A 21,553-nucleotide genomic window follows, 5' to 3' on the forward strand; every position below is an offset into this window, starting at 1 on the left:
AGTTATGGCCATGGGTAAATCTTCCGGCGACTTTGTTGCCATCAACGCTGCGGTGCTGACCGTTTCTGACAGCCGTGATGCGGGTTCCGACACCTCAGGTGATTATTTGCGTGAAGCACTAACCGAAGCCGGGCATCAGGTGGTTGATCACGCGATCGTACCGGATAACCGCTATCGTATTCGCGCCACGGTGTCGCGCTGGATTGCCAGCGACGATGTCCAGTTGGTGATCGTCAACGGTGGCACCGGTTTTAACAGCAAAAACAGTACGCCAGAAGCGCTGCTGCCGCTGTTTGATCGCGAAATCGAAGGATTTGGCGAGCTGTTCCGCATGATCTCATACGAAGAGATCGGCAGCGCCACTTTGCAGTCACGCGCGGTGGCAGGTATGGCAAATCAAACGCTGATCTTTGCCGTACCCGGTTCCAGCAACGCCTGCCGCAGTGCCTGGGAACGCATCATTGTCGATCAACTGGATGCGCGTACCCGTCCCTGTAATTTTGTCTCTCATTTGAAGAAGTTGTAAGCATGTCCTCGTTAACTCATATCAATGCCGCTGGCGAAGCCCATATGGTGGATGTCTCCGGCAAATCCGAAACGGTGCGTGAAGCCCAGGCGGAAGCGCTGGTGCTGATGAAGCCGGAAACGCTGCAAATGATCATCGATGGCAGCCACCATAAAGGCGATGTGTTCGCGACTGCGCGCGTCGCAGGGATTCAGGCGGCCAAGCGCACCTGGGAACTGATCCCGCTGTGCCATCCGCTGATGCTAAGCAAAGTCGAGGTGACGCTGGTGGCTGAGCCGGAACACAGCCGGGTGCGCGTCACTTCACGCTGCCGTCTCACCGGTAAAACCGGTGTCGAAATGGAAGCGCTGACCGCCGCGTCGGTCGCGGCCCTGACCATCTATGACATGTGCAAAGCGGTACAAAAAGATATCGTCATCGACCAGCTGCGTTTGCTGAGCAAAAGCGGCGGCAAATCCGGTGATTTTCAGGCGGTGCAGCATGATTAAGGTGCTGTTTTTTGCCCAGGTCCGTGAGCTGACCGGCACCAGCGCGCTGGAACTGACGCCTGAATATGCTGATGTGGCGGCCTTGCGCCATGCGCTGGCGGCGAAAAATGATCGCTGGGCGCTGGCGCTGGAATCCGGCAAATTGCTGGCGGCGGTCAATCAAACCCTGGTGCCGATGAGCCACCCGCTGCGCGCCGGTGATGAAGTGGCCTTTTTCCCCCCGGTAACCGGAGGTTAATGATGGAAACCCGCATTCGTGTCGGCCACGAGGCATTTAGCGTGGCACAGGAGTATGCCTGGTTGTCGGCGCATGACAGCGACGGCGCCGTGGTGACCTTCACCGGTAAAGTGCGCAATCACAATCTCGGCGACAGCGTGGCAGCACTGACGCTGGAGCATTATCCGGGCATGACGGAAAAAGCGCTGAAGGAAATCGTCGATGAGGCCCGTCAGCGTTGGGCGCTGCAACAGGTATCGGTGATTCACCGCGTCGGTGCGCTCTTCCCTGGCGACGAAATCGTGTTTGTCGGTGTCAGCAGTGCGCATCGCAGCACCGCCTTTGCGGCGGCAGAATTCATCATGGATTACCTGAAAACCCGCGCGCCATTCTGGAAGCGGGAAGCCACTACCGAAGGTGAGCGCTGGGTGGATGCGCGTGATAGCGACCATCAGGCAGCGGAGCGCTGGAAGTAACGCGCAAAACCATCCGGCTCTGATGGCGGCAGGCCACTGAAAACGTTAAGGTAAGGTTTTTGTTTGCGTCAGGGAACGAGATGAAAACCACTGTGATCCTCAAACGCGCCGCATTACTGGCCTTGCTGGTGCTGGCGGGTTGTAGCACCAAAAAGCCACCGCAGGCACCGGTACGCCAGCCAACGGACGTCAAGGCGCAAATCCGCCAGCTGCTGCCCAGCCATGTCACGCAGAAAGCCGACTGGGCTGACGATATCTACACGGCCTTCCGCACGCAGCAACTGGATCCCAGCGTCAGTAACCTGTGTGCGGTGATCGCCATCGCCGATCAGGAATCCAACTTCAGCGCGGATGCCAACGTTCCGGGGCTGCCGAAAATCGCCTGGGGCGAAATCGATCGTCGCGCGGCGAAGCTGCATATTCCGGCCTTTGTGGTGCGTACCGCGTTATTGATTAAATCCCCCAGCGGTGAAAGCTATGCCGCGCGTCTCGACAAAGTCCGCAGCGAGAAAGAGCTCAGCGCTATTTTTGATGACTTTATCGATATGGTGCCGATGGGCCAGAAATTGTTTGGTAACCTCAACCCGATTCACACCGGAGGGCCGATGCAGGTCAGCATCGCCTTTGCCGAGGCGCACGCCAAAGGTTATCCGTGGCCGGTGGATGGCACCATTCGTCGCGAAGTCTTTACCCGGCACGGTGGCATGTATTTTGGCATCATGCATCTGCTGGGCTATCCGGCGGATTACTCCGCGCCACTGTACCGCTTTGCCGATTTCAATGCCGGATGGTACGCCAGCCGCAACGCAGCTTTCCAGGCGGCAGTGGCACGCGCCAGCGGCATCAAACTGGCGCTGGACGGTGATTTGATTCAATACGGTAGCGATGCGGCCGGATCAACCGAGCTGGCGGTGCGCACGCTGAGTAAGCAGCTGGATATGAGCAACCGGGAAATTCGCCGCGACCTGGAGAAGGGGGAGCAACCCGACTTCAGCGACAGCGTGCTGTGGAAACAACTCTTCACCCTGGCGGACAAAATGGCGGGCAAACGGCTGCCGCGTGAAATGCTGCCAGGCATTAAACTGGAAAGCCCGAAAATTACCCGTAATCTCACCACCGCCTGGTTTGCCCAGCGCGTAGATAGCCGTTATCAACAGTGTTTGACGCGCCGTTGACGCGGCGGGGCGTAAGCTCCACACTTACAGAGTTTGTCTAACTACTAAGAGGTGCATCATGGACCGATATCCACGTAACGATTCAATCGTGCAGCAGGCCTCGGCCGGGCTGCAAACCTATATGGCGCAGGTGTATGGCTGGATGACCTGTGGTTTGCTGCTGACGGCGTTTGTTTCCTGGTTCGCTGCCCGCACACCCGCAGTGATGGAGCTGGTGTTTGCTAACCGCATCACCTTCTTTGGCCTGATCATTGTGCAGCTGGCAGTGGTGTTTGTGCTGTCCGGGATGGTGCATCGTCTGAGCGGCGCGGTGGCAACCGCGTTGTTTATGCTGTATTCGGCGCTTACCGGCCTGACGATCGCCAGCATTTTCCTTGTTTATACTTATTCGTCTATCGCCAGCACCTTCTTTGTGACTGCCGGGATGTTTGGTGCCATGAGTTTTTATGGCTACACCACCAAACGTGACCTCAGCCGTTTTGGCAGCCTGCTGTTTATGGCGCTGATTGGTATTTTGCTGGCGTCGCTGGTTAACTTCTGGCTGAAAAGCCCGGCGTTGATGTGGGCCATCACCTATATCGGCGTGGTGGTGTTTGTTGGCCTGACTGCCTACGATACCCAGAAGTTGAAAGCGATTGGTGAGACGGTCAATGTGGATGATAAAGAGAACCTGCGTCGTTTCTCAATTATGGGCGCGCTGACGTTATATCTCGACTTCATCAACCTGTTCCTGATGCTGCTGCGGATTTTCGGTAACCGCCGCTAAACCCGCACATACCCGGTAGCGGCGCGATTTATCGCGCAGGTGTTCCTGCGCAGCGACCAAAAATCCGCGCGATTTATCGCGCCGCTACGATGATATGCTTTTTTCCGATTTCCCCATCCGACGTTCATTCTGCTGGCGTAAATGCCGGGCGCGACTCTCCAGCCACAGATACAACACCAGTGCCAGCAGCAGCGGTAAAATAAAATACAACACGCGATAAGCCAGCAGCGCCGCGATAATGGTGCCGTGCGACACATGTTGTCCGCTGAGCAGCGCGAGGAAGACCGCCTCCAGGACGCCAATCCCGGCCGGAATATGGATAATCACCCCCGCGATACTGCTAATCAGTAGCACACCCAGCACCACCGGATAGTCAACCCGTTGCGCCAGCAGCAGCCAGATAATCGCCCCCATCACCATCCAGTTGGCGCAGGATACCGCGAACTGAAACAGCGCCATACGCAGTGAAGGCAGTTGCAGGTGCTGACCTTTTACCGTCCAGCGACGTCGTTTGGCAAAGGCACAGGCCCACAGATACAGCGCGACACCAGTCAGCAGACAACCGCCAATGATGCGCAGCGTCTGGCCGCCAATAAACCAGCCCTGGGGAATCGGCACCATCCCTGCGACAAATACCACACCCGCCAGCAGAATATAACCCAGCCAGTTGGTGGCGATGCTCAGCGAGAAAATCCGCGTGATGGTGCCGCCCGGTAAACCCAGCCGCGAGTAAAGGCGATAGCGCATCGCTACGCCACCGACCCAGGTACTGAGCGTCAGATTGAAGGCATAACAGATAAACGACACCAGCATCACCTGGCGTTTGGCCAGCTTGTGCCCGCAGTAAGCGCGACCAATCAAATCATAAACGCCGTAGGTCAGGTAACTGACCACCACCAGCCCGACGGCAGTGAGGATCACCGTGCGGTTGTAATTGACGATCACATCAATAACGTCGTCCCAGTTCACTTTGCGTGCGTACACCACCAACAGCACGATCACCGCGATGAAAAATAGCCAGGTGAGAATTTTCTTCACCCGCTGCCAGCGAGAATGCTTTTTACTCATCAGGGCTTAGCTCCTTCGTTATCGGTTTCTACCCGATCCTGCGTTTCCAGCTCCGGTTGTACCGGGGGAGCAACCTGCGCCAGACGCGGCGTATGGGCGGGCAACCAGCCAGCAATCGCCGGGAAGTGGCGCAAAAAGTGAAACGCCATCACGCTTTTGGTCAGTTGCCACCAGGTTCGCGGCGGCAGTTTATCGTCGCGTACCCGCTCGCAATCCTGTTGCAGCAACTGTTCCAGGTTGTCGCGCAACGTCTGATTGAAACGGCGATCGTGGATCATCAGATTGGCTTCCAGATTCAGCGACAGGCTGAGCGGGTCGAGATTGCTGGACCCCACCGTTGACCATTGGCTGTCCTGCACTGCAATCTTGGCATGCAGCGGGCGGCGGCAATATTCGTACACCTCCACCCCGGCATCGACCAGATAGTTGTAAAGCAGCTCGGCGCCGACTTTCACAATCGGCATATCCGGCTCTCCCTGCACCACCAGTCGTACGCGCACGCCACGTTGTGCCGCGTGACGCATCTCGCGCAGCAGGCGATAACCCGGGAAGAAGTAGGCGTTGGCGATGATCACGTCTTGTTTTGCTTTGCGCAGCATATCGAGGTAATGCTGTTCGATATCATCGCGGTGGTCATCGTTGTCGCGAAAGACAAACAACACCTGCGCATCGCCGGGCAGGGCATTCAGCGCCGGACGATGCGAGCGCGTTCCCCACCAGCGCCGGGTCACCTGCTTGCTGCCGAGAGCCTGTTGTACATAGCGGGCAATATCCAGCACCACCGGTCCTTTCACTTCGACGGCGTAATCCTGTTTGGCTTCCGGTCCATAGTCACTATTGTGTTCGGCGGAGAAATTGATCCCCCCGACGAAGGCGAGGGTTTCATCAATCACCACGGTTTTGCGATGCAGACGGCGAAACACGTTGGTACGCATCCCCAGCACCAGCGGGCGGGGATCATAAAAGATAAAACGCACACCAGCAGCGGTCAGGCTATTGATGTAGCTGGCGGAAAGTTCGTGCGAACCATAGCCGTCCACCATCACCTCGACCCTGACCCCGCGCTGGGCCGCCGCCAGCAGTTCGCGATGGAGCGCTGTACCCACCTGATCCTCAAACAGGATAAACGTCTCCAGCAGCAAGGTACGTTCAGCACGCTGAATCGCTGCCATCACGCGGGGAAAGAAGGCTTCGCCGTTCTCCAGCAGGCGTAGCTGATTGCCATCACGCCAGTTGAAATTCACAGGGAGATCTCCACGGCCAGCGGTGCATGATCGGAAAGATGCGACCAGGGCCGCACGGGTAACGCCCACGGCTGGCTGATGGAAGCATTGCGCACATAAATACGATCCAGCCGCAGCAGCGGGAAACGCGCCGGGAAAGTGCGTGCCGGACGGCCATGTTTAATGCTGAATACCTCGTCCAGTCCGGCGTGGCGTTTGAGAAACTTATTGGCGCGAACCTGCCAGTCGTTAAAATCACCGGCTACCACCAGTGGGGCATCGGGTGGCAGCGAGGCGATGACTTCGCACATCATACGCATCTGCGCCCGGCGATGCGGTTCACGCAGGCCAAGGTGGACGCAGATGACGTGCAGTGGCAGCGGTTGCCCTGGCAGGCTGATTTTGCAGTGCAACATGCCGCGATTTTCACCACCGGCAACGGAAATATCGCGATTTTCGTACGCAATAATCGGAAAACGTGACAATATCGCGTTCCCGTGATGTCCTTCGGGATAGACGGCGTTGCGACCATAGGCATAATCGTGCCACATGCTGTCGGCGATAAACTCGTAATGTGAGGTTTCCGGCCAGTTTTCAATATGTAATGAATGGATGGCATGGGTGCCCATCACCTCCTGCAGGAAGACAATATCCGCCGAGGTGGCACGTACCGCGTCGCGTAATTCCGGCAGGATAAAGCGGCGGTTAAAGCTGGTGAACCCTTTATGGGTATTGATCGTCAGGACTTTAAATGAAAATCTCTGCGCATTTTGTGGCATACTCGGACGCGCTCCTTTTCATCAACAACAGAATAAAGTGTAGTCTTTGTCACAAATGGGTGGCGAAAAGAGCAGAAAATTAGGGCGTTATCCGAAATTTGCTTTACATTGAGGAAATCCGTCTGGCTAGCGCCAGATACACTTGGGCGACCTGTTGGGTCTGCCAGGAGAAGAGAATGAAATGGTCTAATCGTGTTCAGATTGTTACCGGACAAACCTGCGTTCATATCGCCATGCATTTGCTGGTCATTGCTGCGCTGGTTTGGGGCTGGAAACATAAGGCGCTGGTTGAAGTGAGCAGTACCCTGGTGGCGGCTTATGTTGTGGTGTTTATCACCATGCTGGTCACGCAGCGTAGTGCCCGTTTGCGTATGCTTGGCGATTCTCTGGAAGAGGTGACTACCACTTACTACTTCGGCGCAGCCATGCTGACGCTGTTCCTGGTTTCACGCATTATCCATAACAACCTGTTGCTGGGTTGCCTGGGTGTGGTGATGCTGGTGGGACCGGCGCTGGTATCGCTACTGGCCAAAGAGCCCGCACAGCACGTGGAGAAGAAGCGCAGCTAACCGCGCACTTCTGACAAAAAGGAGCCTGGCGGCTCCTTTTTTTATGCCGATGATGTGTGGCTATTTGCGGGTCGCGCTGCTGGCGCAAAGCTGCTACACTCGCGCCCTTACGCATGGTAGTTTGTGCCCTTTTCACACGTGAGCCTCAGGCTTGCGTCATATCCCCCCTGAAAACTACATCGCCCGCGGCGATCAGGGCGGTTCGGAGTAATACACCTGCATGTCTTTTGACTCTCTCGGCCTGAGCGCCGATATTTTGCGTGCGGTAGCAGAACAAGGCTATCGCGAACCGACGCCAATTCAGCGTCAGGCAATTCCCGTGGTGCTGGCTGGTCGTGACCTGTTGGCGAGCGCCCAGACCGGCACCGGTAAAACGGCTGGTTTTACGCTGCCATTGTTACAGCGTCTGTCCGCGAAAGCGGCTCCGGCACGCGGACGTCGTCCGGTACGCGCCCTGATCCTGACACCTACCCGTGAGCTGGCGGCTCAGGTTGGTGAAAACGTACGTGATTACAGCCAGTACCTTGACCTGCGTTCGCTGGTGGTATTTGGTGGCGTCAGCATTAACCCACAAATGATGAAACTGCGCGGCGGCGTAGATGTGCTGGTGGCAACACCGGGCCGCCTGCTCGACCTGGCGCACCAGAATGCGGTTGATCTGTCCCAGGTGGAAATCCTGGTACTGGACGAAGCGGACCGCATGCTGGATATGGGCTTTATCCACGATATCCGTCGTGTGCTGGCAAAACTGCCGGCTAAACGTCAGAACCTGCTGTTCTCCGCCACCTTCTCGGACGAGATCAAAGCACTGGCAGAAAAACTGCTCAACAACCCGGAGCAGGTGGAAGTGGCACGCCGCAACACCGCTTCTGAGCAGGTTTCGCAGCAGGTTCATTTTGTTGATAAGAAACGCAAGCGCGAGCTGCTGTCGCTGATGATCGGTCGCGATAACTGGCAGCAGGTGCTGGTGTTCACCCGTACCAAACACGGTGCTAACCATCTGGCAGAACAGCTGAATAAAGATGGCATCACCGCTGCGGCGATCCACGGCAACAAAAGCCAGGGCGCACGTACCCGGGCGCTGGCCGATTTTAAAACCGGCGGCATTCGTGTGCTGGTCGCGACCGATATCGCGGCGCGTGGTCTTGATATCGAAGAATTGCCGCACGTGGTGAACTACGAGCTGCCTAACGTAGCGGAAGATTATGTGCACCGTATTGGCCGTACCGGCCGTGCGGCGGCAACCGGCGCGGCGTTGTCGCTGGTCTGCGTTGACGAGCACAAACTGCTGCGTGATATCGAACGTTTGCTGAAGCGCGAAATTCCGCGCATAGCGCTGCCAGGCTTTGAACCGGATCCGAACATCAAAGCGGAGCCGATCCAGAATGGTCGTCAGCAGCAACAGCAGCGCGGTCGTGGCCGTGGTCCGGGGCAGGGTGGTAACCCACGTCCGCAGGGCGAAGGCCGTCCGCCGCGTCCGCAGGGTGAAAACCGCGGACCGCGTCGTCAGGGACAGAGCGCAGGCCAGGGTCAGGGACCGGCTCGTTCTCGTCGCCCGGCAGCGAAGAAAAGCGGAAACGTCTAAGACCATGAGGGTATTACTGGCGCCGATGGAGGGCGTGCTCGATTCGCTGGTGCGCGAGCTGCTCTCGGAAGTGAATGATTATGACCTGTGCATCACCGAGTTTTTGCGCGTGGTCGATCAGCTGCTGCCGGTAAAATCCTTCTATCGTCTCTGCCCGGAACTGCAATACCACAGCCGCACGCCGTCTGGTACGCGCGTGCGGCTGCAATTGCTGGGACAATATCCCGAGTGGCTGGCAGAAAACGCCGCGCGTGCGGTGGAGCTGGGTTCCTGGGGGGTTGATCTCAACTGTGGCTGTCCGTCAAAGCTGGTTAACGGCAGCGGCGGTGGCGCTACGCTGCTGAAAGATCCGGAACTGATTTACCGCGGAGCCAAAGCGATGCGGGAAGCCGTGCCGGGTCATCTGCCGGTGACGGTCAAAGTGCGTCTCGGCTGGGACTCCAGCGAGCGCCGTTTCGAAATCGCCGATGCGGTGCAGCAGGCGGGTGCCAGCGAACTGGTGGTGCATGGCCGTACCAAAGAAGAAGGCTACCGGGCCGAAAGCATCAACTGGCAGGCGATTGGCGAAATTCGTCAGCGTCTGCGCATTCCGGTGATTGCCAATGGTGAAATCTGGAACTGGCAGGATGCGCAGGATTGTCTGCGCATCACCGGTTGCGATGCAGTGATGCTGGGACGCGGCGCGCTCAACGTGCCGAATCTGAGCCGGGTGGTGAAGTATAACGAAGCCCCAATGGCGTGGCCGGATGTGGTGACGCTGTTACAGAAATACACCCAGCTGGAAAAGCAGGGCGATACTGGTTTGTATCATGTGGCACGAATTAAGCAATGGCTGGGCTATTTGCGTAAGGCGTATCACGAGGCCGATGGGCTGTTCAGCGAAATTCGCACATTGAAAGTCTCGGCTGAGATTGCCACGGCGATTGAGCGTCATGCCGAAAGCTGCATAAACCAGACATAAAAAAACCCGCGACCCATTAGCAGGCTAAGGGTATAGTAGTGCTTCAACTTCACCCAGTTACGCTACGCCACCGCTCATGTCTGACGCCGCTGTACTGAGTAATGCTCAGTTAAATAAACGTATTGTCTCCGTCCTGATTTTCACCTTTTTTTGCTATCTCTCCGTAGGGCTGCCGCTGGCGGTGCTGCCGGGATTTGTGCATAACCAGCTCGGTTTCAGCTCCTTTATGGCGGGGTTGATCATCAGTGTGCAGTATTTCGCCACCCTGATGAGTCGTCCGCATTCTGGTCGCCTGGCGGATCGCTTTGGTCCGAAACGCGTGGTGATGCTCGGTTTGATCTGCTGTGGCATGAGCGGCGTGCTGTCGATTGTCGCCGCGTTATGCCGTGACCTGCCGGTGCTTAGCTTGCTGCTGCTGGCACTGGGACGGGTGTTTCTCGGCGTCGGGGAGAGCTTCAGCAGTACCGGCTCGACGCTGTGGGGCATGAATATTGTCGGGCCGTTGCAGACAGCGCGGGTGATTTCCTGGAACGGGGTCGCCACCTACTTTGCTATGGCGATTGGTGCACCGCTCGGGGTGCTGCTGAATCAATGGTTTGGACTCAGCGGTTTTGCCGGTCTGGTGGTACTGATGGGCATTGTGGGTTTTGTGCTGGCGTATCAGAAACCTCCGGTCAGCGTGACGGCGGGCGTGCGTATTCCGTTCCATCGTGTGGTCAGCCGCGTATGGTTGTTCGGTCTGGCACTCGGTTTCGGTACCATCGGCTTTGGGGTGATTTCCACCTTTATCACCCTTTATTTTGCCAGCCGTGACTGGAGCGGGGCAGCCTTTGCGCTGACGGTGTTTAGCCTCGGCTTTGTCATTGTGCGTCTTGGCTTTGGCCGTTACATCACGCGTTTCGGTGGCCTGAAAGTGTCGCTGGTCTCCTTTGTACTGGAATGTGCCGGTCTGCTGTTGATCTGGCAGGCAGACAGTGCCTGGCTGGTGGACCTGGGGGCGTTTCTCACCGGGGCGGGGTTCTCGCTGATCTTCCCGGCACTGGGAGTGGAGGCGGTAAAACAGGTACAGCAGCAGGATCAGGGCTCGGCGCTCGGCACTTATTCCGCCTTTCTGGATTTGGGACTGGGGTTGACCGGTCCGGTGGCGGGATTGCTGATCAGTCACTGGGGGATGCAATCGGTCTACCTGGCGGCAGCGCTGATGGTGCTCGGCGCATTTCTGATTACGCTGCGCCTGCAACAGCAGCACGGTCGCCGCACGACCGTGCCAACTGCGGGTTAATACTTTTCCGGTACGATCATATGATCCGGCACCGGTGCCCGACGATAGTCTTCATGACGCTCGCGCACCGGTAACACAATCGCCTTTTGCTCGCTTTCTTCGTAAGGCACCTGTTGCAGCAGATGGCTGATGCAATTGAGACGAGCGCGCTTCTTATCCACGCCCTGTACCACCCACCACGGCGCTTCGTCGATGTGGGTACGTGCCAGCATCTCCTCCTTCGCCTCGGTATACTCTTCCCAGCGGCGGCGGCTTTCCAGATCCATCGGGCTGAGTTTCCACTGCTTCAGCGGATCATGAATACGGCTGAGGAAGCGCAGCTCTTGCTCCTCATCGGTGATAGAAAACCAGTATTTGACGATCTGAATCCCGCTGCGCGTCAGCATTTTTTCGAACTCCGGCACGCTGCGATAAAACTCTTCAACCTCGTCATCGTTACAAAACCCCATCACGCGTTCCACCCCGGCACGGTTGTACCAGCTGCGGTCGAACAGCACCATCTCACCTGCGGCAGGTAAATGGGCGATATAACGCTGAAAATACCATTGGGTTTTCTCGCGATCGTTCGGCGCGGGCAACGCCGCAACCCGGCAAGTGCGCGGGTTAAGGCGCTGGGTGATGCGTTTGATCACGCCGCCTTTACCGGCAGCATCGCGTCCTTCAAACAGAATCACCATGCGATGCCCGGTGCGCATCACCCAATCCTGCATCTTCACCAGTTCGCCCTGCAAATGCAGCAATTCGCGGAAATACTGACGTCGCCAGGTCTTTTCGTCATCGGCCTGTGGCTGGCTGTCGCCAAAACGCAGGTCGTCCAGTTCCATTTCGAGTTCTTCGTCGTAGCTATCGTAGAACTCCTGGAGCAGGCGTTGGTGGAAGGTCTCGCTTTGAAAAGTATTGTCGTGTGTGGCCATATCCAGTCACCGTTAAAGATGGATAAACAGGGCGTAAAGCAAGCCCGAAAGAAGAATAGAAACCGGTAGTGTCAGCACCCAGGCGACGGCCAGGTTGCGCAGGGTAGCAAGCTGTAAGCCCGAACGGTTGGCCGCCATGGTGCCCGCCACGCCAGAAGAGAGCACATGGGTGGTGGAAACCGGCAGACCAAAGCCGTCGGCAGCTCCGATGGTGGCCATCGCCACCAGTTCAGCGCTGGCTCCCTGGGCATAATTGAGGTGGGTTTTACCAATACGTTCGCCCACCGTCACCACAATGCGCCGCCAGCCCACCATGGTGCCGAGACCCAACGCGATGGCGACCACCACTTTCACCCACATCGGGATAAAGCGGGTGGCGCTGTCCAGCTCACGTTTCACCGCTGTCAGATTGCGCTCGGTTTCCTCCGGCAGTGCAACTTTGGCCGTTTGCAGATGCTTGATGGACTCGGATGCCAGATACATGTCATTACGCGTGTTGGTGACTGACTGCGCCGGGATGTTCTCCATCGAGCCGTAGCGTCGGATCTGATCGCCAATATCCCCCAGCATGATGCCCAGTGCCGGTAACACCTGCGGGCGCGATTGCCCGGTACGCACAAATTCAGTCAGCACCTCGCGCGGTGCAGGCATGGTGGCGGGGGTGGGTTGCAGGGACAGAAGTTGTTGCTCGGTCACCTGAGTTAAAGCAGCGACGCGTGGGATCTGATCCGGCGGCAGCGACCGGTTCAGGGCGTAGGCGATGGGCATGGTGCCGACCAGAATCAGCATAATCAGGCCCATGCCTTTCTGCCCATCATTTGAGCCGTGAGCAAAGGACACACCAGTGCAGGTGAGGATCAGCAAGCCACGAATCCAGACCGGCGGCGGCTGGTCATTCTTCGGCGCTTCATACAGCTGACGGTTACGAATTAACGCCTTCATCGCCAGCAGCAGCAGGGCGGCACAGAGAAAACCGACAATCGGCGACAGCAGTAGCGAGTAGCCGACTTTCAGTGCCTGGTCCCAGTCCACACCGCTGGTGCCACTGCGGCCATGCAGCAGCGCATTGGCCACGCCGACGCCGATAATCGAACCAATCAGCGTATGCGAGGAGGAAGAGGGGAGGCCAAAGTACCAGGTGCCGAGGTTCCAGATAATCGCCGAGAACAATAACGCATACACCATAGCAAAGCCGTTGCCGCTTCCGGCCTGCAAAATCAGTTCCACCGGCAGCAGCGAGATAATGCCGAACGCCACCACACCGCTGGAGAGTAGTACACCGAGAAAGTTACATAAACCGGACCAGACCACCGCCACACCAGGTGTGAGCGAATGGGTATAAATCACTGTAGCCACCGCGTTGGCAGTATCGTGAAAGCCATTGACGAACTCAAAGCCGAGGGCGATCAGCAGCGCCAGCCCAAGCAGCAGAAAAGGGGTATAGCTTGTGACCGGCGCGCCGGTATCAGAGACATCGTTAAACAGGTTGATAGCGGTGAAAGCCAGACCGGCGAGCACCAGCAGCAGAAACAGCGAGCGGGAAAAACGACCGCCGCGTTGATGCAGATTCGGGCGTCCAGCGCCTGATGACGCTGATGCAGGTAAACTGTTATCACTCATAACACACCCCGATGGTGGATGACGGTGCCGAATGGCAACCGTTACCCGCAGTGTGATACCTGCTTTGTATGACAGAATGATGATGTCGCGGGCTTGCTGTCATCGTTCTGTCATATTGCTGACGCAGGCTGTGGATCTGTCCGCAGCCGGATTTTTTGATCGCTATGCTCCAGCCTGTTCTGCCGCTCACTACGTTGCCCGACTTCAATAATGAAGTGGCCGGGCTGATTCATGGTTACCTGTTCACCCCTGACCTGCCACCCCAGCGACTCAGTGCACGCGAAGCGGCGCAACTGGCACGTCAGACGTTACCGGAAGCCCACTTTCTCTGGCTGCATATCAACCTTAACCACGCCCGGGCTGAGCGCTGGGTTCAGGTCCATTTTGCAGTAGACAGCGATTTCTTCGATGAGATCCATTCCGCCTCGCCTCGCACCCGGCTGGCACAGCAAAATGATGCGCTGCTGGCGGTACTCAATGATGTGACTTTTAGCAAGGAAGAGCGCAGTGCGCAGAACGCCACCCTGTGGATCTGGTGCCGCGAGCAGATTATTGTCAGCGCGCGTTACCGGCCGGTGGGGATGATTGAACGTATGCACCAGCAACTGGATCGCTTGCAGTTTCGCCAGCCTGATGCGCTGCTGCTGTGGTTGCTGGGCGAACAGGAGGCACAGCTGGAGCAGGTGGTGCGCCGTTCCAGCGCGGCGGTGGATGCCATAGAAGAACGTCTGCTCAGTCCGGCGATCAAAGCCAACCGCAGCGAGCTGGGACGTCTGCGGCGGATGTTGCTGCGTATTCAGCGCTTGCTGGCACCGGAACCGGCGGCATTGTTTCGTTTGCTCAACCGGCCACCGGGTTGGCTGAAGCGGGAGCAGTTGAGCGAGCTACGAATTTTTACCGAAGAGTTCAGCGTAGCGTTAAACGATCTCGCCAGCCTGATGGAGCGTATTCGCCTGTTGCAGGAGGAGATTGCCGCCCGTTTGATGGAGCAGAGCAACCGCACGCTGTTTTTGCTGACGGTGATTACCGTACTGGCGCTGCCGATCAATATCGTGGCGGGATTCTTTGGTATGAATGTCGGCGGTATCCCGCTGGCGAGTAATCCGCACGGTTTTTTGCTGCTGGTGCTGGTGGTGCTGGCGTTTACCCTGGTGGCCGGCTGGCTGGCGCTGCGGCGACCCTACGAATAAATCTTGCCCGCATTGCGTGATAAATTGCGCCGCGACAGACCGCACACAACCGTAGCGGCGCGATTTATCGCGCTTTTTTTGGCAGCGGCCAAAAAAAAGCCAGCCCGCAGGCTGGCCTGATCTTATCCGTCAGGATTAAGAATTATTATTGGCAGTGGCGGTATTGGCCGCAGCCGGAGTCGGGATCACGGCGCCCTGCGGCGTCATCGGCTCCTCTTTCGGCATCGCGTCTGGCGTTTCCTGTACCGGGATCGGTGCAGGTTGCGCTTCACCTGCCGGACCATTAATTTTGGTCGGCATGCCGCTACGTGCCTGGATCGCGTTGTTCACTGCATCCTGATTGGTGCTGGCATCGGCAATCACTTTGGTCACCGCAGCAGTCAGGGTGATCGGCACGATTTCACGCGAGTTGAACTGTTCTTCCGTGGTTGACAGCGGGTTGTGAACCTCGATGTAGCGTGAACCGTCTGGCTCGACGGAGGCTTTCACCGGCTGGTCAACAAACTGTACGCGCGTACCGACTGGCACGTTGTCGAACAGCCATTTGATGTCATCCGCACGCAGGCGCACGCAACCGTGGCTGACGCGCAGGCCGATACCAAAGTTGGCGTTGGTGCCGTGGACGGCATACAGGCGACCGATGTACAGCGCGTAGAGGCCCATCGGGTTATCCGGGCCTGCCGGGAACACTTCCGGGATAATTTCACCACGTGACGCGTATTCGGCGTGCATCGCTTTGGTCGGTGTCCAGGTCGGGCCAGCTTTTTTGCGCTGTACGCTGGTGGTCCAGTTGATCGGGGTATCTTTACCCAGCTCACCGATACCGATTGGCAGTACTACCACGGTTTTGGTGCCTTTCGGGTAGTAATAAAGACGCATTTCAGCACTGTTGATCACAATACCTTCGCGCGGAGCGTCAGGCAGAATCAGCTGCTGCGGGATCACCATGTTAGTACCGGCTTTCGGCAGATAGACGTCAACACCCGGATTGGCTTCCAGCATGTTGCTGAGGCCCATCTGGTATTGCGCCGCAAAGGCTTCCAGCGGAAGTCTGCTGTCCTGAGGCACGGTGATTTGGATGTTTTCGCCGATCAGACGGCTGTTAGCAGGCGGTAGCGGATAAACCACCGCAAAGGCCGACTGGCTGAACGCCGCCAGTACGAGGGCGAGTGAAGCGAACGCGCGAATGCTCTTTTTCATGTTTTTCAAGTCGTTATAGCCGTGTTTCAGGCATGTCAGTGTGTCGAACCCATCTTGGTCTTATTGACCCGCTGCGCATTATATGTGCATAGAAGCGGTGATGGGAATCACGATTTTAACAGGTTGATGATACTTTACGTAAAAAGCTGTAATAACCCTTCTGTGTTATTTTTCGCTGGCCTGCATTCAGGGCTGCCATAGCGTCACTTCCCCGCTGAGTTTGCGGTTGAGAAAGAACGCCGCGCTGATCAGCGCCAGATGAGTCAGCGCCTGTGGCATATTGCCCAGCGCCATGCCGTGCGGGGTGAATTCCTCGGCATACAACCCCAGCGGATTGGCATAGCTCAGCAACTTTTCAAACTCGAAATGCGCTTCGTGCACCCGTCCCGCGCGTGCCAGACACTCCACATACCAGAACGAACAAGCGGCAAAAGAACCTTCTCCACCCTTCAATGCATCGGCGGGCGTTTCGCTGATGTTGTAGCGCCTTACCAGTCCGTCGCTCACCAGCTGGACTTTGATGGCATCCAGAGTTGCGATCCAGTCGGGATCGGTGGCACCGACAAAACGAACCAGCGGCATCAGCAGCATCGACGCATCAAGAAAACGGCCACCGCGCGTGGCGGTGAAGTGGCCCAGCTCCGGGTTCCAGAAGTTTTGCCAGATATCGGCGCGGATGGCGCTGCGTTCCCGATCCCAACGCTCGTAGGGCATGGGCAGTGAACGTTTCAGGCCAAGGCGTAACGCGCGATCCAGCGCCACCCAGCACATCAGACGCGAATGGAGAAAATGCTCCGGCTCGCCGCGCATCTCCCAGATCCCGGCGTCGGGTTGCTGCCAGTGATCGCACACGTAATTGATCATGTTGACCACATGCTGCCAGCCGCGCTGGGAAATCGCCTCGCCATATTTGTTGGCGAGATAGATGGCGTCCATCAGCTCGCCATAAATGTCCAGCTGCGTCTGCCGCCAGGCATCGTTGCCGATGCGCACCGGGCGCGAGTTGGCATAGCCGGAGAGATTCAGCAGCTCGGTTTCGTGCAGTTCAGTGCTGCTGTCAAGGCGATACATCACCTGCAAATGCGATCTGTCGTCATGGCTATGTTCAACACAGCGGCCTACCCAGTGGGTAAAGTGTTTCGCTTCTTCGACGTAACCGAGGCGCATCAGGGCATACATGCTGAATGACGCATCACGGATCCAGGAGGCGCGATAATCCCAGTTGCGCTCACCGCCCAGTTCTTCCGGCAGGCCAAAGGTGGCGGCAGCGGCAATTGAACCATGCTGATGGGAGGTCAGCATTTTCAGCGCCAGCGCGGAGCGCGTCACCATCTCCTGCCAGCGTCCGCGATAGGAGCTGTGGCGGCTCCAGCGCCGCCAGTAGTGCAGGGTGTCACGGAAGCAGTGCTCGGTGGCAATCTTGTCCAGATGCGGATCTTCATCGCTGCCAAACACAAATTCGGCGTGCTCGCCCGCCTGTAAGGTGAAATCGGCGGTGGCCGCGTGGGTTTCCCGCGTCATCACGACGCTGGCGCTCAGACGCAGCGAAGGCTGGCCTTCGGCATGGAAGGCGATACCACCGGGGCGTACTTCGGTCCGGATTTCTGCACGGGCGTAATCGTGGCGCGGTGAGCACAGCAATTTGAAACGCGCGGAACCGCGTACCATTTTCACCCGGCGTACCACGCGCGGCAGCTTGCTGCTGTCGTCGCAGATCGGCATGTAATCGGTGATCTCCGCTACGCCCTCATCGCCGAGCCAACGGGTTTGCAGGATATTGGTATCAGGCAGATAGAGTTGCTGCTGGCGCGCATTTTTCCACTGCGGTGCCAGCGAAAACAGACCCGCTTCGTCGCTGTCGAGCAGGGCGCTAAACACGGACGGGCTATCGAGTTCCGGCCAGCACAGATAGTCGATGGTGCCATCGCTGGCGACCAGAGCACAGGTACGTAAATCGCCAATTACGCCGTGGTCGTCAATTTTGCGTTTGATCTCGCTCATCCTGCCTCCTTTACGCTATTCCGTTGTTAACTATAGCCGAAGCGGTATTTATGGCTGCGGCGAGGCACAGAAGGATAACTTCTATACTGAGGAGACACCCGACAAAAAGGAGAACATGATGGCGCTGGTAAAACAGAAAGTGGCGGTGGTGACCGCTTCCGATTCAGGCATTGGGCGCAGCTGTGCACTTATGCTGGCCGAGGCGGGCTATACCCTCGGTATCACCTGGCGTTCGGACGAAGAGGGGGCGCATGAGACCGCGCGGCAGGTTGAAAGCCGTGGTCAGCAGGCGCAGGTACGGCAGCTGGATCTTTCCGATCCACAGGCCGGTGGGCAGCAGCTGGTGCAGCTGATTGCGTCACTCGGACGGATTGATGTGCTGGTCAACAACGCAGGGGTGATGACCAAAGCGGATTTTCTCGATGTCACCTTTGAAGACTGGCGCAAGGTTTTCAGTGTCGATGTCGATGGGGCGTTTGTCTGCGGTCAGATTGCCGCCCGCTATATGGTGGATCAGGGTAATGGGGGGCGCATCATCAACATCACCTCGGTGCATGAACACACGCCATTGCCCGATGCGACGGCTTACACCGCAGCAAAACATGCCCTTGGCGGCCTGACCAAATCGATGGCCCTCAGCCTGCTACCGCACCATATCCTCGTCAACGCGGTGGCACCGGGCGCGATAGCGACACCGATGAATCACCTGCGTAACGAGGACGCGCGCAGTACGCGCATGCCAGAAATCCCCATCGGGCGACCGGGCGACACGCGCGAAGTGGCGAGTTTAGTGGCCTGGCTGTGCTCGGAATGGGCCACCTACACCACCGGACAATCGTTTATTGTCGATGGTGGCTTTATGCTGGCGAATCCGCAGTTTAAGGGGTATCACAATTAATCGACACGGCGGCGGTTCCAGCGACGGATGACGTAGCGCAACAGGATGGCAAATCCCACCGCCGCCACCAGCCACAGCAGATGTTTGAAATGCTGATCGAGTTTATGCAGCCACGGGGTGATGATCTCCCCGGCAAAATAGCCAAGGGTGACAAAGATCAGCGCCCAGAGGGCGGCCCCAATCACATTCAGCAGCAGAAAGCGCAGTGGTTTAAGACGGCTGGTGCCGATGATAATCGGCCCGACAATGCGGAAACCGTACATAAAACGCACGCCAATCACAAACAGGCTGGGGTGACGCTGAATCAGGCGGCTGGCTTTGTGGATGGTGTCCTGATGCTTTTTAAAACGGCGCAGGATACGGGTGCCAAAACGACGGCCGAGCCAGAACAGCAGCTGGTCACCGATAATGCCGCCCCCCATCGCGGCCAATACCACGCCGCCGAAGTGCAACAAGCCTTCATGAGCTGCCACACCCCCCAGCAGGGTAAAGGTTTCCCCTTCGGCGATACAGCCAATCAGCAGCGCCAGGTAGCCGTACTGGCTAATTAATCCGTTGATATCAAGATGCAAATCGTCCTCCCTGTTGTTATCAACCCTTGTAACAGTCTACACCCGCAGGTGATTTTTTGTGCCGCTTGCCGCAAAAACGACAGCGCCGATTATACTTGAAGTGAAGCTGCCTGCGCTGGTCAGCCTGAGCGTTGGGGGCAGCCCGTCGCATCAGAGGAGTGATTTTATGAATCATGTCTGGGGACTTATCGCGCATCCTAATCAGGAAATGCGCGACATCAAGCAGGAAAACGAGAGCGTCTCGCACCATTATACCCACCATGTTCTGCTAATGGCGGCGATCCCGGTGATCTGCGCCTTTATCGGCACCACACAGTTGGGCTGGAATCTGGGCGAGGGGCAATTTGTACAACTCAACATGCTGACCGGTATTGGTCTCGGCATTCTGTTTTATCTCGTCATCCTCGGTGGGGTGGCGGTAATGGGACGTGTTATCCACTGGATGGCTCGTAATTATCCGCAACGCCCCAGCATCCAGCGTTGTACCGTGTTTGCGGGCTATGTCGCGACACCGCTGTTTATGAGCGGCCTGGTGGCGCTTTATCCGCTGGTCTGGCTTTGTCTGCTGGTAGGGACGCTGGCGCTGGTGTACACCGGCTATCTGTTATTCGTCGGTATCCCGGTATTCCTCAATATCGATAAAGAAGAGAGCCTGCGTTTCTCCGGCTCGACGCTGGCGATTGGGGTGCTGGTGTTTGAAGTGCTGCTGGCGTTAACCGTGATTCTGTGGGGCTATGGACCGAAGCTGTTCTGACGTGCATACCTGGGCGGCCTTGTGCCGCCCTTTTTGATCCCATCCTGATTTTTAACGCCCGGAAACAATCTCTCCAGGAAATTTCGCAGAGAACCACGTATTATGCTGTCGCCAGCCCGCATCCCATCTGGCCTGATGCGCGCGGCCTGTGCGATAGCACAGCACAAAACTCCTCACCGGATTTTTTTGACACGATGTCTGTAAAAATGCGTATTTCTTTACTGTCGCTGGCGCTGATGATCGGCGCACCGGCAGTGACTACACCTGTTCTGGCCGCGCCTGCTGCGCTGTCAAATCTGGCACCTGTCGCACAACCGCAAATTGCCTCTGGCAGTGCGATGATTGTCGATCTGGATAGCGGCAAAGTGCTGTATTCCAGCCATCCCGATCGCGTCCGTCCGATCGCCTCACTCACCAAGCTGATGACGGCGATGGTGGTGCTGGATGCCAAACAGCCGCTGGATGAAATGCTGTCGGTGGATATCAGCCATACCCCGGAGATGCGCGGCGTGTTTTCCCGCGTCAAGCTGAACAGCGAAATCAGCCGCCGTAATATGCTGCTGCTGGCGCTGATGTCATCGGAAAACCGTGCTGCTGCCAGCCTGGCGCATCACTATCCGGGTGGCTACGATGCCTTTATCCGCGCGATGAATGCCAAAGCCCGCTCCCTTGGCATGACCCATACCCGCTATGTGGAACCGACAGGGCTCTCGATTCAAAACGTCTCCAGCGCGGAAGATTTGATTAAGCTGGTAAAAGCCACGCGTCAGTATCCGTTGATTGGGGAACTGAGTACCACCAAAGAAGATACCGCGGTGTTTAAACATCCGAACTATGCGCTGCCGTTCCGTAACACCAACCACCTGGTGTACAAAAATGACTGGCGTATTCAGCTCACTAAAACCGGTTATACCGACGAAGCGGGCCATTGCCTGGTGATGCGCACCTTTATTAACAATCGCCCGGTTGCGCTGGTGGTGCTGGATGCCTTTGGCAAATACACCCACTTCGCGGATGCCAATCGTCTGCGCGACTGGCTGGAAACCGGCAAAGCCGCACCCGTACCGGCGGCGGCGCTGGCGTATAAAAAACAGAAAGCCTCACAAACCGCGAGCAACGGCGCTCAGGGACAGAACGTCGAATAATCTGTCGCAGATGCCATCCGGCCGGGTGGCATCTGCAAAAAATCTTATCGTTATGACCCATGTTTTACGCATTCATTCCTATAGTTTCACGATTGCCAAAGGCCTACACTAGCCGCCACAGACTCACAATCAGATGCGTCTGCA

Annotated in this window: 22 protein-coding genes; 14 read left to right on the top strand and 8 right to left on the bottom strand. The window is 57.2% G+C overall.

The genetic code is table 11. From position 1 onward, the window contains the following. Positions 1-10: 10 nt before the first annotated feature. The 6 genes from moaB (at position 11) to AC6I8X_RS06300 (ending at position 3,648) form a co-directional block, all read left to right on the top strand. Positions 11-526: a molybdenum cofactor biosynthesis protein B gene (gene moaB / locus AC6I8X_RS06275; protein WP_299446739.1), complete on the top strand. Its 516-nt coding sequence runs from the start codon at positions 11-13 to the stop codon at positions 524-526. A gap of 2 nt (positions 527-528) precedes the next feature. Further along, a complete protein-coding gene (gene moaC / locus AC6I8X_RS06280; RefSeq protein WP_497840741.1) occupies positions 529-1,014 on the top strand; it encodes a cyclic pyranopterin monophosphate synthase MoaC in 486 nt (161 codons plus the stop codon). Then, entirely contained in the window at positions 1,007-1,252 is a 246-nt protein-coding gene (gene moaD, locus AC6I8X_RS06285) for a molybdopterin synthase sulfur carrier subunit (protein WP_208714386.1), read from the top strand. Before moaC ends, moaD begins: the two co-directional genes overlap by 8 nt. A 2-nt stretch (positions 1,253-1,254) precedes the next feature. Continuing rightward, on the top strand, positions 1,255-1,707 hold the full coding sequence (gene moaE, locus AC6I8X_RS06290; protein WP_299446815.1) for a molybdopterin synthase catalytic subunit MoaE: 453 nt from the start codon (positions 1,255-1,257) through the stop codon (positions 1,705-1,707). 80 nt (positions 1,708-1,787) lie between these two features. Beyond that, the gene (locus tag AC6I8X_RS06295) at positions 1,788-2,882 is read left to right on the top strand and encodes a DUF1615 domain-containing protein (protein ID WP_497840742.1); all 1,095 of its coding nucleotides are present in this window, start codon (positions 1,788-1,790) and stop codon (positions 2,880-2,882) included. Between the two features lie 58 nt (positions 2,883-2,940). After that, positions 2,941-3,648, top strand: a complete 708-nt coding sequence (locus AC6I8X_RS06300) for a Bax inhibitor-1/YccA family protein (RefSeq protein WP_299446728.1) — start codon at positions 2,941-2,943, stop codon at positions 3,646-3,648. Positions 3,649-3,732: 84 nt separating this feature from the next. Here AC6I8X_RS06300 and AC6I8X_RS06305 read toward each other — a convergent pair whose 3' ends face one another. From AC6I8X_RS06305 to AC6I8X_RS06315, 3 genes are read right to left on the bottom strand one after another with little or no spacing between them, the layout of a single operon-like run. Continuing rightward, positions 3,733-4,716, bottom strand: coding sequence for a lysylphosphatidylglycerol synthase domain-containing protein (locus tag AC6I8X_RS06305; protein ID WP_497840743.1), 984 nt, complete (start codon positions 4,714-4,716; stop codon positions 3,733-3,735). Then, the gene (gene clsB, locus AC6I8X_RS06310; RefSeq protein ID WP_313682511.1) at positions 4,716-5,960 is read right to left on the bottom strand and encodes a cardiolipin synthase ClsB; all 1,245 of its coding nucleotides are present in this window, start codon (positions 5,958-5,960) and stop codon (positions 4,716-4,718) included. Before clsB ends, AC6I8X_RS06305 begins: the two co-directional genes overlap by 1 nt. Continuing rightward, positions 5,957-6,718 (bottom strand): endonuclease/exonuclease/phosphatase family protein, encoded by a 762-nt coding sequence (locus tag AC6I8X_RS06315; RefSeq protein ID WP_313682513.1) that lies wholly within the window; start codon positions 6,716-6,718, stop codon positions 5,957-5,959. The genes clsB and AC6I8X_RS06315 overlap by 4 nt, the downstream gene beginning before the upstream one ends. Positions 6,719-6,894: 176 nt before the next feature. Here AC6I8X_RS06315 and AC6I8X_RS06320 point away from each other — a divergent pair, with 176 nt between their 5' ends. From AC6I8X_RS06320 to AC6I8X_RS06335, 4 genes are all read left to right on the top strand, one after another. After that, positions 6,895-7,287 (top strand): YbhQ family protein, encoded by a 393-nt coding sequence (locus tag AC6I8X_RS06320; RefSeq protein WP_299446716.1) that lies wholly within the window; start codon positions 6,895-6,897, stop codon positions 7,285-7,287. Between the two features lie 220 nt (positions 7,288-7,507). Beyond that, positions 7,508-8,872 carry an ATP-dependent RNA helicase RhlE gene (gene rhlE / locus AC6I8X_RS06325; RefSeq protein WP_299446713.1) on the top strand — a complete coding sequence of 455 codons (1,365 nt, stop codon included), beginning with the start codon at positions 7,508-7,510 and terminating at the stop codon, positions 8,870-8,872. A 4-nt stretch (positions 8,873-8,876) separates the two neighbouring features. After that, a complete protein-coding gene (gene dusC / locus AC6I8X_RS06330; protein WP_313682516.1) occupies positions 8,877-9,833 on the top strand; it encodes a tRNA dihydrouridine(16) synthase DusC in 957 nt (318 codons plus the stop codon). 76 nt (positions 9,834-9,909) lie between these two features. Beyond that, positions 9,910-11,115 carry an MFS transporter gene (locus tag AC6I8X_RS06335; RefSeq protein ID WP_313682518.1) on the top strand — a complete coding sequence of 402 codons (1,206 nt, stop codon included), beginning with the start codon at positions 9,910-9,912 and terminating at the stop codon, positions 11,113-11,115. Here AC6I8X_RS06335 and ppk2 read toward each other — a convergent pair. Both ppk2 and AC6I8X_RS06345 read right to left on the bottom strand, forming a co-directional pair. After that, complete coding sequence (gene ppk2, locus AC6I8X_RS06340; protein WP_497840744.1) at positions 11,112-12,029, bottom strand: polyphosphate kinase 2; 918 nt, start codon at positions 12,027-12,029, stop codon at positions 11,112-11,114. The genes AC6I8X_RS06335 and ppk2 overlap by 4 nt on opposite strands. A gap of 12 nt (positions 12,030-12,041) precedes the next feature. Continuing rightward, positions 12,042-13,649, bottom strand: coding sequence for an inorganic phosphate transporter (locus tag AC6I8X_RS06345; protein ID WP_313682520.1), 1,608 nt, complete (start codon positions 13,647-13,649; stop codon positions 12,042-12,044). A 164-nt stretch (positions 13,650-13,813) separates the two neighbouring features. Between AC6I8X_RS06345 and AC6I8X_RS06350 the strand changes: the two genes are divergently transcribed. Next, complete coding sequence (locus AC6I8X_RS06350) at positions 13,814-14,839, top strand: CorA family divalent cation transporter (RefSeq protein WP_313682522.1); 1,026 nt, start codon at positions 13,814-13,816, stop codon at positions 14,837-14,839. 135 nt (positions 14,840-14,974) lie between these two features. Here the strand turns inward: AC6I8X_RS06350 and AC6I8X_RS06355 are convergent, their stop codons facing one another. Both AC6I8X_RS06355 and AC6I8X_RS06360 read right to left on the bottom strand, forming a co-directional pair. After that, positions 14,975-16,039, bottom strand: a complete 1,065-nt coding sequence (locus AC6I8X_RS06355; RefSeq protein ID WP_299446686.1) for a L,D-transpeptidase family protein — start codon at positions 16,037-16,039, stop codon at positions 14,975-14,977. 186 nt (positions 16,040-16,225) lie between these two features. After that, positions 16,226-18,040: a glycoside hydrolase family 15 protein gene (locus AC6I8X_RS06360; protein WP_416412910.1), complete on the bottom strand. Its 1,815-nt coding sequence runs from the start codon at positions 18,038-18,040 to the stop codon at positions 16,226-16,228. 118 nt (positions 18,041-18,158) lie between these two features. Here AC6I8X_RS06360 and AC6I8X_RS06365 point away from each other — a divergent pair, with 118 nt between their 5' ends. Beyond that, entirely contained in the window at positions 18,159-18,938 is a 780-nt protein-coding gene (locus AC6I8X_RS06365; protein WP_313682554.1) for an SDR family oxidoreductase, read from the top strand. On the opposite strand, the gene AC6I8X_RS06370 is transcribed toward AC6I8X_RS06365, so the two are convergent. After that, positions 18,935-19,510 (bottom strand): DedA family protein, encoded by a 576-nt coding sequence (locus AC6I8X_RS06370; protein ID WP_313682528.1) that lies wholly within the window; start codon positions 19,508-19,510, stop codon positions 18,935-18,937. The two genes, AC6I8X_RS06365 and AC6I8X_RS06370, sit on opposite strands and share 4 nt — an antisense overlap. A gap of 166 nt (positions 19,511-19,676) precedes the next feature. On the opposite strand from AC6I8X_RS06370, the gene AC6I8X_RS06375 reads away from it, so the two are divergent. Continuing rightward, positions 19,677-20,264 (top strand): Yip1 family protein, encoded by a 588-nt coding sequence (locus AC6I8X_RS06375; protein WP_084878368.1) that lies wholly within the window; start codon positions 19,677-19,679, stop codon positions 20,262-20,264. 194 nt (positions 20,265-20,458) lie between these two features. Continuing rightward, on the top strand, positions 20,459-21,409 hold the full coding sequence (pbpG, locus tag AC6I8X_RS06380) for a D-alanyl-D-alanine endopeptidase (protein ID WP_313682530.1): 951 nt from the start codon (positions 20,459-20,461) through the stop codon (positions 21,407-21,409). Positions 21,410-21,553: the final 144 nt, after the last annotated feature.

The organism is Pantoea sp. X-Soil-TKNS-1280, from assembly GCF_059730475.1.